Below are 13,563 nucleotides of genomic sequence, written 5' to 3' on the forward strand. Positions count from 1 at the left end.
AGCGGCTGCACGCTCACGGCATCCCCTATGACACGACGGTCAGCGACGACCCCTACAGCTCCCTGCCCGGCTCGCTGCACCCGCGCTGATCCCGTACCGCTTCAAGAAAACGCCGGTCCGACGACGCAGCCGGGAGAATGCGAGGAATTGCGATGCACAGAATTGATATTTGCTTTGCGCTTGCTTTGGCCGTGCTCCCGCTGACCCTGGCCGCGGATGCGTTACCGCTGCAGCGCATCCAGTTGCCACCGGGTTTCAGCATCGAGACCTGGGCGCGTGTCGACAACGCCCGGCAGATGGCGCTCGGGCGTCACGATGAGCGTGGCGGCACGCTTTTCGTCGGTTCGATGCAGGCCGGGAAAGTACACGCGCTGAGCTTCGGCGCCGACTACCAGGTGCAGAGTGTGAAGCTCATTGCCAGTGGTCTGCAGCGCCCGGTCGGCGTCGCCTACAAGGACGGGAGTCTTTATGTCTCGGCGGTGAACCGCATCCTGCGTTACGACCATGTTGAGCAAGGCCGGCAAGACCCGGCGCGCCCGCCAACGGCCGTGCTGGTGACTGACCGGCTGCCGACCGAGACCCATCATGGCTGGAAATTCATCGCCTTCGGCCCGGATGGCAAACTCTATGTGCCGGTCGGCGCACCTTGCAATATCTGCGAACCAGATCCGCGACGCTACGCCAACATCCTGCGCATGAATGACGATGGCAGCGGCTGGGAAATAGTGGCCAGGGGAGTGCGTAATAGCGTCGGCTTCGACTGGCAGCCGCAGACCGGCGATTTGTGGTTCACCGACAACGGCCGCGATCTGCTTGGCGACGACCTGCCGCCCGACGAACTCAACCACGTCGCACGGGCGGGCATGCATTTCGGCTATCCGTACTGCCATGGTGGCGACCTGCCCGATCCGGAATTCGGCGCCCGGCGGCGCTGCGACGAGTTCGTCGCGCCAGCGCAGAAGCTGGCGCCGCACGCCGCTGCGCTGGGCATGCGCTTCTACACCGGGACGATGTTCCCCGCGGAATACCACCAGCAGATTTTCATCGCCGAACACGGCTCGTGGAACCGTTCGCGGAAGATCGGCTACCGGGTAACGCTGGTACGTCTGCGTGGCGAGAAGGCGATTGCCTACGAAGCTTTCGCCAGCGGCTGGCTCGATGCTGACGATGGCGAGAGCGTCTGGGGACGCCCCAGCGACGTGCTGGTGTTACCCGACGGCTCCCTGCTGGTGGCCGACGACCACGCCGGAGCGATCTATCGCATTACCTATCGCCGCTGAACTGCCGGCCATGCGCCTAAAGGTCATGACAATCGAGACACCCCAGATCATGAAAATCATGACCGTTTTCCCCTCTTCCCCGACCCTTCTCCCGCGAGGAAGAAGGAAGATTCGTGAGTCGCTTGCGCGACTTTCACATTCAAGGTCAAGCGTCAAGGCCGCCGACTTTGCCCGCGAGACGCAAATGCACATCAGTCCGGCGCGTGCGCGGGCGCGTGGAAGCGCTCGCAGCGCAGCCAATCGGCGGCAACGCCGTGTGTCGCTGCGGCGTCGCGCGCGGCATCGAGCAGTCGCGCCGGGCCGCAGACGTAGAACAGCGCGTCGGCGGGCGCGGCGGCAATCAGGCCTGGCACGTCCAGGCGTTCGCCGCGAAAATCAGAGTAACCGAGGGTGCGATGATCTAGCACCCGCAGGAAGCCGGCCGGCCCGCCGCGAAGTTTCGCCGACTGCCCATGCGGGTTTGGAAGGCGCGCACGCCGGGGGTGAACGCGATCTCGCTGTAGGCACGAGCCATGGTCATCTCCTTTCTTGAATTCATGGACTTCGCTGCACCGAAGTTGGCGGCGGGGGCTCGGCGAGCCGGCTTGATCCAGGATTTCGCGAAAGACAGCACCCTGTGCGCCAAGCCCGTGCAAGGAGTCATGCAAGGTTTTCGTCATCGACTGCAAGGGGGCTGCACACCACTTAGCCCCGCCAGATTCGGGTGCTGCCCCGTTGAGTGCACAATGCCGGTGCTAGCGTCGAACATGACGTCAAAAAACTCCTGGGCATTCCAATCGTTGCAGAACAACCATGACCAGGCGAGTTGATTGCTCCGCGAGTAGAACTGTGTCCATTGCGATCCTGAAGGACCAAGAATGCGCAACACCTGATCCTGGCTCATTCCCGCCTGGACACGTGCAAAATTCTCGACGTTCAGCACCTTTTCGATGCGCTGAAGTTTGCCGTCCGGCCCAACATCCACCATGAAGGTCTGCGTGCCGGCCGGTCCACGCGGGTAGGCCAGTTGCTCGCTGCCATCCGGATTCTTCCAGACCATCGCCGGCGACCCCATCGAGGCCATGACCTCCGGCAATGTCGACACCCCCGGCTTGAGATTACTGCCGCTGTAACCGGCGCACCCGGCAACAAGCAGTACACTTAAAACCAGCACGCCACGTAGCCATCCTGAAGAGTTACGATCCATCTCGCCTCCATGCGCGAAAAAAGTTGAGTTCAATTGACCCGCTCAGGGCACCCGTCAACAATAAGAAATCCGGGCGGCCTTTGGAAAGGATTTTTCACGCTGGTGGCGCCCCCAACATGGCCAAACTGTCGCCGCTCCCGCTTTTCGACCTAAACCACGCCGCCCTGCCCCGGCGGTTCCTCAACAAGACCGGGCAGAAGGTGCTGCTCAAGCCGACATAGCCAGGGCATTCGCGCTGTGCCGGCGATAGTCTGCAAGCGTCGCCACCTGGTGAGCGGAGCACAAGGGGTGGAGAACGACACGCGCATCCTGGAACCATTGTCCAAAATCCAGCAGAACCCGAACCCCGGGCTTGTCCCGAACATGAAAGGAAGAAATCAACATCATGTCTGACAGCAATAATTACCAAGCACCCAAAGTGTGGACCTGGGACGCCGAAAATGGCGGGAAATGGGCCAAGATCAACCGACCCATCGCCGGGCCCACCCACGCGGCCACGCTGCCGCGCGGAAAGCATCCTTTGCAGCTCTATTCGATGGGCACGCCCAATGGCCAGAAGGTCACCATCCTGCTCGAAGAGTTGCTCGCGCTCGGCGAGCCGGGCGCGGAATATGACGCCCACCTGATCCGGATTGGCGAGGGCGAGCAGTTCTCGACAGGCTTCGTCGAGGTCAATCCAAACTCCAAAATCCCGGCACTCTTTGATACCGGGAGCGGCAGTCGTGTTTTTGAAAGCGGCGCGATCCTTCTCTACTTGGCCGAGAAGTTCGGTCACTTCCTGCCCAGGAAAGCCGCGGCACGCACGGAGGTCATGAACTGGCTCTTCTGGCTGCAAGGCTCGGCACCCTACCTGGGTGGTGGCTTCGGGCATTTCTATGCCTACGCGCCCGAGAAATTCGAATACTCGATCAACCGTTTCACCATGGAGGTGAAACGCCAGATGGACGTGCTGGACCGCGAATTGGCCGAGCACCCTTATCTGGGCGGTGACGAGTACTCCATCGCCGACATCGCCACCTGGCCCTGGTACGGCAATCTGGTGCTGGGTGAGGCCTATGACGCGGGCGAGTTTCTGCAGGTTGAAAGCTACAAGAACCTGTGCCGCTGGAGCGCGGAGATCCTTGAGCGCCCCGCCGTCCAGCGTGGACGCAAGGTTAACCGCACTTGGGGCGAGCCGTCAGAACAGCTGCACGAACGCCACGAGGCCTCGGATTTCGATCTGAAAACCCAAGACAAACTGGCGCCTGCAAGCGCCGTTTGAGGCGCTTATCCAAACAGGAAAAAGGCACGCTGAAGTGTAACGACCACCCAACCCCGAAGCCGATGAAGCTTGCCCTGCCCGGCGAAGAGAGCGAGCCGCTGAATTGCCGGGCAGCCTCACTCGCGCGAGCATCGGATGAACACCTCCGGGGCCAGAAAAGCCGCTCACAGGCAAGAATGTGGCCCCGTTACAATCGCCGCCAGCTACCCAATCGGGGACCCCGATGAGCGACCGCGACAACGCTGCCATCCTTCAGACCGTGGCCATCAGCCTGGCCACCTGCGCTGTCGACCGCCTGCCGAACAACGCCAGGGCGCCCGGCTGCTAGCTGGTCGATGCTGAGCAGCGGCTGGCGATCTTCGTCCGCAGCAGCCAGTCGCAGGCGCTGCTCGCCAACATCCGCGAATGCTTCGACGGCGTCATCCCGGGGCTGATCGCCATTTGCGACGCCGACGGCGTCCCGAACATGGAGGGGTGATCAGCTGAGGCAAGCAAGACAATAATTCCGAACAGTTAAATAAACAGCATAAAATGAAGTTCAGAATTCGTGATGTGGATATAAGTCAATGGATACCGAAAGCGTTCGCCTATTTGTCCTCGCGGCCGAAAGGCTCAATATCAGCGCAGCCGGTCGCGAAATGGGCATGGCACCGGCGGTAGCCAGCGTCAAACTGGCGAAACTGGAAAAACCCTTGGGGGCGGATTTGTTACGTCGCTCGACACGGAAAGTCGCCCTGTCGCTGGAAGGAGCTGAATTCCTGCCCTACGCCAGGGAAATCCTCGCGCAGGAAAGTGCCGCACGCGCAGCCTTGGGACTGGGGCGCCCGATAGCGGTCGGCACCTTGCGCTTCGCCGCGTCCAGCACCTTTGCCCAACTCCACATCGCGCCGCTCGTGCCGGAATTCCTGCGACGAAACCCCGGCATCAAGCTCGACCTGCGGCTGTCCGATACGCCCTTCGATCTGATCGAGGGCAGCTTCGACCTTGCCCTGCGCAGCGCTGCGCTCGACAACAGTAGCCTCAAGTGCCGAAAACTGGCCGATGATCGGCGAGTCCTGTGTGCCTCACCCAGCTACCTCGAAGAGCATGGCATGCCCCGCCATGTGGAGGAATTGGCTGGGCATCAGTTGATCGGGTTCAGGGACTCTTCGCCGAAAGAGCTCACCGGTCGTGATGGGCAAAGAGGGCTGTTTGATCCGCGGCAGGCAGGGGGGCGACTGGTGTTGGATGACGGCTTGAGTCAGAAGGTCGCCACGCTCGCGGGAGCAGGAATTTCGATGAACTCGCTATGGAGCATTCACCGCGAGCTTGCCGATGGCACACTGCTTCGTGTCCTTCCGGAATATGAAATCAAGGACCAGTCGGCCCTGTGGCTCGTCTATCCGAAATCAAAACTGCTGACCGCAAAAGTCAGAATTTTTATTGACTTTTTGTCGGAGAAGATCGCCGCATCGCCAGCCTGGGCCTAGTCGCCAAATCTCCTCGCCGAGCATCTTGCTGCTTCTCCGGGGCGGCCTAGACTCCCGTCACCACTATCAAAACGGGAGTCGCGATGAACCCAGAAACCCAGCCTGTCGACGAAACCGCACTGCTCGAATAGATGTTGCTGGTGCGCGCCTACGAGGAAGCGATGGTCGCCGGCAAGGTGCCGGGAACCTGCACCTTGCCGGCCAGGAGGCCGCCGGTGGCGGTTGGGGCGTCGGCGCGCAGCACAAGCACAAGCACAAGCACAGCAACGAAGCCTGGTTCATGCATCGCCCCAGTCTCAAGGTCGTCATGCGAAATCGCCGCCCAGGTCGCGGAAAAGGCCTTCGCGCCCGACGCAGCGACAATCTTCGCTGCGGCACGAAGCATCCGCGGCCAAGCCTCCCCCCCTCCAGGCGTCACCCCGGAAGTGGGCCGTAACCGACTGCCGTACCTTTTAGCTCACGCCATAGCTCGCTGATTGGCACGCGGTTCTTGATCGTCCGGTCGACCCATTCGGTGGGACTTGCCGTACCGGGGTGGAAACGGACGCCCCAGATCGGCTCGAAACTGTCTGTACGCAGCGAGTAGCGCGCGTCGCCGATAACGCTCGGGTCGGCCGTGGCACGCGCCACCCAGCCGGCCGAAAAATAGTTGAAGCGCGCATAGTCGCGGCGAACGCGTTCATCGGCCAGCGCCTGCGGCGGCAGGTCTTCCTCCAGCAGCAACGCGACCGTGCTGCCTTGCTTCCAGCTCGTCGCCGCGTTACTCACGACGCGCAAGCGGTCGGTGTAGAGAGTGTCGCCCGATTGATAGACCGATCGCCAGAGCAGCGGATTGCCGACCGTCGGAAACATCTCGGCACGATCGAGCGGATGGCCGCGGGCGGCAGCGATGCGGACTTGCATGTCGAGCGCGCGCTCGCGCTGCCAGGCCGCCGTCCCGACGTAGGCGACGCTGAGTGCCAGCGCCACAGCCGCCGGAAATCGCGAGCCACGGCGAACGGCGACGACCAGGCCGATCAGCAGCATCAAGGTCAGCAGCGGGCCGATGGTCGTGACCCAATGCCAGGCGACGCGCAGCGGCGAAAATGGCCACAGCAGGTGCGTTCCGTAGTTGGTACAGGCATCGAGCACGGCATGGGTTGCGTAACCGATGGTCGTGGCCGCCACAATCGGCCGCCAGTTCGGACGATGCCGCGCTCGTGCCAGCCAGGGCAAGGCGGCGGCGACGCCACCCACCGGAATGAAGGCCAGCGCGTGCGTGAAATGACGATGGTACTGAATCGCCAGCAAGGGGTCGTCGGAACTGCGGATCAGGATGTCGGCGTCGGGCAACACGCCACCGACGGCGCCGAGCAGCCACGCTTGGCGACCGAGGCGCGGGCCAAGGGCAAGTTGCGCGGCCGTAGCGCCGAGCAGGGCATGAGTCAAGGGATCCATCGGGCTTCCAGGGGGTGGTCAGGTTTTGGCGCAGAAGCCGGGACAGACCCGGCAGGAGAGAATCGGTTTCAGCCAGCGGCGTGCTTGGCGCACGCCAACCCACCCCTGACCATTCAAAATTCAGTGCTTCGGATTGCGGGCGACGCGCTGGCAAGCCGCCATTATCGCGCGAAGCAGCCAACGCATCCGAGTCCCCCGCCCGATCGACAGCGCATGGTCTTTTCTTGCCTGCCTCGAAGCAGCAGCATTCCCTACACTTTTCAAGCGACCATGGCATTGACAGGCATCTGACCCTTGCCTATAATTCGGCCCTCCTCGGGGGTCGGTAGCTCAGTCGGTAGAGCACTGGACTTTTAATCCATTGGTCGTGAGTTCGAGCCTCACCCGACCCACCAAAGAAATCAGGCAGATAGCCCGGCTCACAAGGTCGGGCTTTTTGTCGTCTGCGCGATCGTCGTCGTTCGTCGTCGATCGCCATCGAAAAGGCATGCGAGTCATTTGGTCGCGGCTGCGAATTGCCGGGCAATGCCGCTTTCCCCCGGATTGCCCTCGCCATGCTCTCGATCGCCCCCTCCGAAAAAAGACGCCGCCTCCACCTAATGTGAAAGTCGCGTACGCGACTCACGAATCTCCCTTGTTTCACATTAAACTGGCGGCAGAAGGAGCGGCACGCTCAAAGCTGAAGCTGACCATCGAAGACACCCTCGACTCCGGTCTGCCGCGCGCCTATGGCCCAGATCGGTACCGGCAGAAATGCGCGGCGGTCTTCGAACATGTATATGAGAGCTACCCGGAGAGAAATGCCGGGGTGTATGCCTGAGTTATTGCTGCAGCAGGAGATGTTTCCGAAAGTCTCATCAAGAATCCAGCACCACACCAGTGTGTGCAGCCCGCAGCGGCTCGCCGTCAATCCCGCCTGATCAATGCTCGTGCCGATGATGGATGTCGGGGAAGTGGTGATGGCTGTGCGCCATCGGCAGATGCCGGTGCTGATGACTGTGCGGCTCGTCGCCGGCCCAGCCGGCATCGTGCGGGTGCTGGTGATGCGCGTCGTGGCGGTGGCTGTGGGCGTGTTCCAGGTCGTTGTGAGTGTGCTGATGGCCGTGCTGCTCGGTGAGATGCAGCCAGACGCCGATGCCCATCATGGCGGCAGCAGCCCAGAATAGCGACGATGTCGACTCCGACTCGCCGAGAAGGAGCAACGCGACGGCAGCGCCAATGAAGGGTGCGGTTGAAAAATAAGCGCCGGTTCGCGCAGCACCGAGTCCGCGCAGGGCGAGCACGAACATCACCAGGCTCACCCCGTAGCCAAGCAGGCCAAGCGTCATGGCCGGGAGCAGTATCGCCACACCGGGCAGCGTCATTCCCAAAGCCAGCGCTAGCAGGGTATTGACGCCACCGGCGACCAGCCCCTTGCTGCCGGCAATGAACAGGGCGTCCGACGCCGAAACATGGCGTGTGAGATTGTTGTCGATTGCCCAGCACAGGCAGGCAACGCTGATCGCCAGCGGGCCGAGCCAACTGTCCTGCTGCGCTTCGCCAGTCGGCCAGGCGAGCAGCACGCCGCCGGCAACGATGGCCAGCATGCCGAGAACGATGCGCCGGTCGGCGTTCTCCTTGAACACCACCCAGGCCAGCAGCGCCGTGAGCACGGCTTCAAGGTTCAACAGCAGCGAAGCCGTCGCAGCGCTGCTATGCACCAGGCCGTAGAGCAGGGCGACCGGTCCGAGCACGCCACCGAAGAGCATGGCGCCGAGCAGCCAGGGCCATTCCGCCGGCGCCAGGCCTGACGGCTGCCAGCACCGATCGCGAATCAGCCGCGCCGTACTCAGCCCGACACCACTGCCGAGGTAGAGCAGACCGGCAAGCAGGATCGGTGGCACGTCGCCAAGCAGTAGCTTGGCCAGCGGTGTGCTGGCTCCAAAAAGAAGGGCCGCCAGCAAGGCGTAGACGACAGAGAGATTCATCGGAGCACACACGCAAGAGGGATGCGAGACGAGGGATGACGGACGAGGTTTACAGGCTTTACAGAGTCTACATCTCGCCGCAAAGTAGCCACGGCCAGAGCGATGGTAGCGTATTGGCCGCCGTCCGAGCGAACTGTGTGGACACCGATCAGCGGCTCGGAAAGACGGGACGAGACGCCGCTTCCCCAGCTTGGCATCAGCCTCCCAGGTCAAGCCGCTCAGGCGGCGGCACAGACGGCATCCGCACGCGGCGCAGGGCAACAAGTCCTCGCCGGCGCGACGAATTATCTCGGCCCACGCATGACGAAACTGTAATCCTGCTGTCAGCTTGCAGTACCCTTCCCTTTTGCAGAATGATCGTTCGTCGGGAATTGTCGAGCATTCAAAGGCAGGCCAACGCTGCCCGCCTTCTCTTTCTTTCCCTCCCTCCCTGCCACTTAACGAGATCCTGCCATGATGCTGATCCGCCTCTTCTTCGCCCTTGTTCTCCTCTCCACCGCCGGTGGCGCGTTCGCGCAAAGCGCCCCGCGTGTGGAGGTTTACAAGAATGCTTCCTGTAGCTGTTGCGGTGGCTGGGTCGAGCATCTGCGCGACAATGGCTTCGCGGTAAGTACGCATGATGTCGACGATGTGCCCGCCAATCGCAAGAAGCTGGGCATGCCCGAGGATCTAGGCTCGTGCCACACCGCGACGGTCAACGGCTACCTGATCGAAGGCCATGTCCCCGCGGCCGATATCAAGCGCCTGCTCAAGGAAAAACCGAAGGCGCTGGGACTCGCGGTGCCGGCGATGCCGGCTGGATCACCAGGAATGGAAAGCTCCAGCCCGGTCCCCTACGACACCCTGCTGGTCGACCCCAAGGGCTCGACCAGCGTCTACGCCCGCCACTGAGTCGCCGACATCCGCAGCAAAGCCTTATCCGTCGACCTCGCGATGAACGCCTTGGGCGTGGCCGCCGCGAGCGAACATGTGAGGAACGTCAAAGCAGTCCGCGCGAGCAATTCGTCCAGAAAAAAAGGTCTAGTATGAGGTCACGCGCATTACCTCGCCGCGCAAGTTGCGGATCACAAGGACGTGCGCCCGGCAGGAAAAATTTGTCGGTCCAAGGCCAGGATTCAGGAGCCCGCCACAAAGCCCCTGCCTCTGCCAACAAGAGGAGAGCAAGAAAATGGTGACCAGGAAATCAGCCCCCACATGGAGCGACGTCAAAGCCGCCCTGGAGGACTTCGACCGGGCAGACCTGCTTGGCCTGCTTGAAGATCTGTACGCCGCGCGCAAGGACAATAAGACCTTCCTGCACGCCCGCTTCGGGCTCGGTGGTGATGCCCTCAAACCGTACAAGGCAATCATCGATCGCTGGCTGTGGCCGGACGTCTTCAGCAACCAGAGCTATTCGGTGGCCAACGCCCGGAAACCGATTGCCGACTACCAGAAAGACGTCGGCGACGCCGAGGGCCTGGCCGAGCTGATGGTCTTCTACTGCCGACACGCCGTCGGCTTCAGCAGCGAAATCGGCGTCGCTGACAAGGACTATTTCGACGCGCTGCTGCACATGTTCGAGCAAGCGCTGACAACCGTCATGACTTTGCCGGAAGCGAAGCGTGAGCACTTCATCAGCGAGTTGGGCGACATCCGCGCCACCGGCCGCAACCTGGGCTGGGGAGTGGGCAGCGGTTTTAACGATGCCTGGTCACTGATTGGCCAGAAATTCGGCGACTAATGACGATTCCGAGTGGATGATTCGGAGCGTCACCGCCGCTCATCGCTCAGCCGGCCGGCTAGGGAAAGAGCCCGGACAGCGTCGCTTTCGCTGCTGTGCTTGATACCAGCGGAGGCGCTAGGCGCAGGATCCTGGCGAGGCTTTTGCCATCCCATTCGCCACCCCCACAACCAGGAGCGAAAGGCGCTGGGCGCCGGGCAGCTGCTTCTGGCTCGGCCTAACCGGCTGTCTGTTGCTCGATCCGCTTGCTGTGCCGGCTCAGGCTGACACTCAGTTGGCCAACGATCTCCGAAGCCGCGTTGATGATCTGGCTTGAGCCGAAACCGGCACGAGTCATTTCCTTGTAGAACGACTTGGCGAGGATCCTGGCCACTTGATCAGGATTGGCCACGGCGCATTCCAGCGCGCCGCCAATGTCTTTTTCAGCGAACTGCATCAGCGCCATTTGCGTAAAGCGCGACCTCAGGATGTTCTGCAGTTGCACCACCTGAATGGCTTTGCCAACGAATAGCGCGACGACCTCGAGCAGACTCAGGTCGTCCTTGGTGAAGCTGCGCGCCTGCCGATGTCCGCTGATGTTGATCACGCCGATGGTTTTGCCATTGATGGCAATCGGCGAGGAAAGCAGGCTCTTGCGGGGATCATTGGCACGCCGCGCCCACTGCGCAAACTCGGACCTTTCGATGTCCTCGATGAACAAGGCTTTACCGGTGGCAACCACTCGCCCGGCAATGCCTTCGCCGGTGCGAGTGTTTTCCTTGTATGCCGCGGCGGGCAGCGAACCGCAGCTGCCACAGACGCGCAGGCACATGTCGTCGCCTCCAGCCGCCTCGTCTTCGCTCTCGGTCAGCAACATCAGCGAACAGTTTTCGGCGTTGAGTACTCGTGCCGAAATTGCTGCGAGTTGCTGCATGTTGTCGTCGAAGCTGCCTTCGTCCAGGAAGCTGGCGAGATCCTGCAGCTTGATCAGCGAATTCTCTCTGTCACCCATGACGTTCACCTGCGAATGGCCCGGTGATTCGATTATAGGCGCGCAAGCGGTGCGCGGAGCAAGCTTTCCGGCACGCCCACCAGAGCGCTGCAGCTACCGCCAGGGGGGCCACGATCTGCGCCAAGGTGAAGCCCCATCATCTGGGCGCAGCCGTTGGCCTTACCATTGGCCTTCGCGCAGTTCCGCCAGCGCCCGGACCCTCGGGTCCGGGTCGTTGCACATCACAATCCCGGAGTCAAATCGCGTGCAAACCAGCTCAGTTCTGATCACTTTGGCACTTCCCGCCCTGGCACTGACGAGCGCCGCCTGTACCACCGAGGCCTGGTATGAAGGCATGAAATACAGCGCCGAGAGCCGATGCCGACAACAGCCGCCAAGCGAGTTGCAGGCCTGTCGGGACCGGCTCAACAAGGAAAACCACGCGACCTATGAACGGCAACGCGCAGACCTGAAATAGCCACCGCCAACCGCTTGTCAGCGCGCTGTCGCCCCGAAACGCCAAGGTTGCGCGATCGTCACCTGCCTGTCACAACGGCTATCGAGAATGGGCGCTCCTCAAGTCACGAATGGAGCGCCTCATGGATCAGGAGCTGCGGGAACGCCCCCGCACCACCCCGGCGAACGACTACCCGGACTACTGCGTCAGCCTCGCCCAGGGCACGGACGAAGTTCGCGAAACTCAGCGCCTGCGCTACCAGGTCTTGGCCAGGGAACTCGACGCCCGTGTGCGAGGCCGGATTCCTGGCCATGACAGCGATTTCTATGATCCCTACTGCCGACACCTGATGGCCCGGGAGGAGGCATCGAACACTCTCGACGGCTCCCTGCGCTTTCTTTCGGCCGGAGCCGCAAAGCGCGTCGACAGCTACCATGGCGAGAACGTTTTCGACATCCACCGCCTGCGAAAACTGCTTCCGCGCATGGCCGAAGTCGGCCGCTGCTGTATCCATCCCGATTACCGCAGCGGCAAGGTCAGTTCTCTGCTCTGGGAAAGCCTGATCGACCACCCGCTGATCCACGACCAGCAGATCCTGATCGGTTGCGTGTCGATCGGCATCACCGACGGCGGTGAGCATGCGGCCAGCCTCTTCCGGCAATTCCGCCCGCAACAGGTGGCACCGATCGACGACCGCGTCTTCCCGCTACATCGTCTGCCTGTCGAAGAGTTGGCCAACCCACGCGCGCTCGTGATGCCGCCCTTGCTCGAGGACTATCTGCGGGTTGGCGCCTGGGTGTGCGGCGAACCCGCGTGGAATCCCGACTTCAATACCGCCGACCTGATGCTGATGCTGCCGCTGTCCCGCTTTACCCGACGCCACGACCGGCGCCGATGAAAGTCCGCGCCATCTTCGTTTCGGACGTCCATCTCGGAACGCGCGGCTGTCAGGCCGAACGCCTGCTCGACTTCCTGCGCGAGCATGAGGCCGAATACCTTTACCTGCTCGGCGACATCATCGACTTCTGGGCGATGAAACGCGGCGTCCACTGGACGCCGGCCCAGAACACCCTGGTGCAGAAAATCCTGCGCCGCGCGCGACGTGGCGAACGAGTGATGCTGATTCCCGGCAACCACGACGAAGGCTTGCGCGACTACGACGGCGTATCCTTCGGCGACATCCTGGTGCGCCGCGAACATATCCACGTCACTGCCGAGGGTCGCCGTTTCCTGCTGCTGCATGGTGACCAGTTCGACCAGGTGACGCGCTATCACCGCTGGCTGGCAGTCGTCGGCGACGTCGGCTACGACGCTCTGGTGCGCATCAATGGACTGCTGACCTGGCTGCGTCGGCTGTTGCGGCGGCAAGGCTACTGGTCGCTCGCCGGCTATGCCAAGGGCCGCGTGAAACGTGCCGTGTCCTTCATTTTCGACTTCGAGGAGTCGGTGATCCACGCGGTGCGCGGACGCCATCTCGATGGCGTCATCTGTGGGCATATCCACAGTGCGACGATCAAGACCAAGGCCGGTATGACCTACGCCAACTGTGGCGACTGGGTCGACAGCTGCACGGCGATCGTCGAGCATCTCGACGGACGACTCGAACTGATCGCTGCCTGCGAGACGGCCCATGCCGAGGCCGCAGCCGGAACTGCCGCGCCGCCGCCCCGAGCGCAACAAATACCTGCGCGACCGCCACGATCGCCGGCGCCTGGCGTCCGCGCGGCAGAGCAGCTTGCGGCCGCGCCAGCGTCTCGTCGCGGCTGAGTGGTTCATCATCCCGAAACAAACGGCGGCCATGCTGCTTGTCTTTCAG

15 protein-coding genes and 1 tRNA gene are annotated in these 13,563 nt (G+C 62.3%); 10 read left to right on the top strand and 6 right to left on the bottom strand.

The genetic code is table 11. The features are described from left to right. The first annotated feature begins 152 nt into the window (after positions 1-152). Positions 153-1,280: a PQQ-dependent sugar dehydrogenase gene (locus E4Q23_RS05860; protein WP_169065770.1), complete on the top strand. Its 1,128-nt coding sequence runs from the start codon at positions 153-155 to the stop codon at positions 1,278-1,280. A gap of 191 nt (positions 1,281-1,471) precedes the next feature. On the opposite strand, the gene E4Q23_RS23250 is transcribed toward E4Q23_RS05860, so the two are convergent. Both E4Q23_RS23250 and E4Q23_RS05870 read right to left on the bottom strand, forming a co-directional pair. Then, the gene (locus tag E4Q23_RS23250) at positions 1,472-1,687 is read right to left on the bottom strand and encodes a hypothetical protein (protein ID WP_211203654.1); all 216 of its coding nucleotides are present in this window, start codon (positions 1,685-1,687) and stop codon (positions 1,472-1,474) included. A 248-nt stretch (positions 1,688-1,935) separates the two neighbouring features. After that, positions 1,936-2,466 carry a hypothetical protein gene (locus E4Q23_RS05870; protein ID WP_169065771.1) on the bottom strand — a complete coding sequence of 177 codons (531 nt, stop codon included), beginning with the start codon at positions 2,464-2,466 and terminating at the stop codon, positions 1,936-1,938. A gap of 385 nt (positions 2,467-2,851) precedes the next feature. Between E4Q23_RS05870 and yghU the strand changes: the two genes are divergently transcribed. Then, positions 2,852-3,727: a glutathione-dependent disulfide-bond oxidoreductase gene (gene yghU / locus E4Q23_RS05875; RefSeq protein WP_169065772.1), complete on the top strand. Its 876-nt coding sequence runs from the start codon at positions 2,852-2,854 to the stop codon at positions 3,725-3,727. Positions 3,728-4,293: 566 nt separating this feature from the next. Further along, positions 4,294-5,196, top strand: a complete 903-nt coding sequence (locus tag E4Q23_RS05880) for a LysR family transcriptional regulator (RefSeq protein WP_169065773.1) — start codon at positions 4,294-4,296, stop codon at positions 5,194-5,196. Between the two features lie 148 nt (positions 5,197-5,344). Here E4Q23_RS05880 and E4Q23_RS05885 read toward each other — a convergent pair whose 3' ends face one another. Both E4Q23_RS05885 and E4Q23_RS05890 read right to left on the bottom strand, forming a co-directional pair. Further along, positions 5,345-5,581: a hypothetical protein gene (locus E4Q23_RS05885; RefSeq protein ID WP_169065774.1), complete on the bottom strand. Its 237-nt coding sequence runs from the start codon at positions 5,579-5,581 to the stop codon at positions 5,345-5,347. Between the two features lie 29 nt (positions 5,582-5,610). Beyond that, positions 5,611-6,633 (bottom strand): metal-dependent hydrolase, encoded by a 1,023-nt coding sequence (locus tag E4Q23_RS05890; RefSeq protein WP_169065775.1) that lies wholly within the window; start codon positions 6,631-6,633, stop codon positions 5,611-5,613. Positions 6,634-6,952: 319 nt separating this feature from the next. Between E4Q23_RS05890 and E4Q23_RS05895 the strand changes: the two genes are divergently transcribed. After that, a tRNA-Lys gene (locus E4Q23_RS05895) sits at positions 6,953-7,028 on the top strand. Positions 7,029-7,267: 239 nt separating this feature from the next. Beyond that, a complete protein-coding gene (locus tag E4Q23_RS05900; RefSeq protein WP_169065776.1) occupies positions 7,268-7,453 on the top strand; it encodes a hypothetical protein in 186 nt (61 codons plus the stop codon). Positions 7,454-7,553: 100 nt separating this feature from the next. On the opposite strand, the gene E4Q23_RS05905 is transcribed toward E4Q23_RS05900, so the two are convergent. Next, the gene (locus E4Q23_RS05905) at positions 7,554-8,600 is read right to left on the bottom strand and encodes a DMT family transporter (protein ID WP_169065777.1); all 1,047 of its coding nucleotides are present in this window, start codon (positions 8,598-8,600) and stop codon (positions 7,554-7,556) included. A gap of 453 nt (positions 8,601-9,053) precedes the next feature. On the opposite strand from E4Q23_RS05905, the gene E4Q23_RS05910 reads away from it, so the two are divergent. Both E4Q23_RS05910 and E4Q23_RS05915 read left to right on the top strand, forming a co-directional pair. Then, positions 9,054-9,491, top strand: a complete 438-nt coding sequence (locus E4Q23_RS05910; protein WP_423753313.1) for a DUF411 domain-containing protein — start codon at positions 9,054-9,056, stop codon at positions 9,489-9,491. Positions 9,492-9,768: 277 nt separating this feature from the next. Then, positions 9,769-10,320 carry a hypothetical protein gene (locus E4Q23_RS05915; RefSeq protein WP_169065778.1) on the top strand — a complete coding sequence of 184 codons (552 nt, stop codon included), beginning with the start codon at positions 9,769-9,771 and terminating at the stop codon, positions 10,318-10,320. A 217-nt stretch (positions 10,321-10,537) separates the two neighbouring features. Here the strand turns inward: E4Q23_RS05915 and E4Q23_RS05920 are convergent, their stop codons facing one another. Next, positions 10,538-11,311 carry a GAF domain-containing protein gene (locus tag E4Q23_RS05920; RefSeq protein ID WP_169065779.1) on the bottom strand — a complete coding sequence of 258 codons (774 nt, stop codon included), beginning with the start codon at positions 11,309-11,311 and terminating at the stop codon, positions 10,538-10,540. 244 nt (positions 11,312-11,555) lie between these two features. On the opposite strand from E4Q23_RS05920, the gene E4Q23_RS05925 reads away from it, so the two are divergent. From E4Q23_RS05925 to E4Q23_RS05935, 3 genes are all read left to right on the top strand, one after another. Continuing rightward, the gene (locus E4Q23_RS05925) at positions 11,556-11,768 is read left to right on the top strand and encodes a hypothetical protein (RefSeq protein ID WP_169065780.1); all 213 of its coding nucleotides are present in this window, start codon (positions 11,556-11,558) and stop codon (positions 11,766-11,768) included. Between the two features lie 121 nt (positions 11,769-11,889). After that, positions 11,890-12,645 carry a GNAT family N-acetyltransferase gene (locus E4Q23_RS05930; RefSeq protein WP_169065781.1) on the top strand — a complete coding sequence of 252 codons (756 nt, stop codon included), beginning with the start codon at positions 11,890-11,892 and terminating at the stop codon, positions 12,643-12,645. Next, on the top strand, positions 12,642-13,514 hold the full coding sequence (locus E4Q23_RS05935) for a UDP-2,3-diacylglucosamine diphosphatase (RefSeq protein WP_169065782.1): 873 nt from the start codon (positions 12,642-12,644) through the stop codon (positions 13,512-13,514). The genes E4Q23_RS05930 and E4Q23_RS05935 overlap by 4 nt, the downstream gene beginning before the upstream one ends. Positions 13,515-13,563: the final 49 nt, after the last annotated feature.

The organism is Candidatus Accumulibacter phosphatis (genome assembly GCF_012939955.1).
GTDB lineage: Bacteria > Pseudomonadota > Gammaproteobacteria > Burkholderiales > Rhodocyclaceae > Accumulibacter > Accumulibacter delftensis.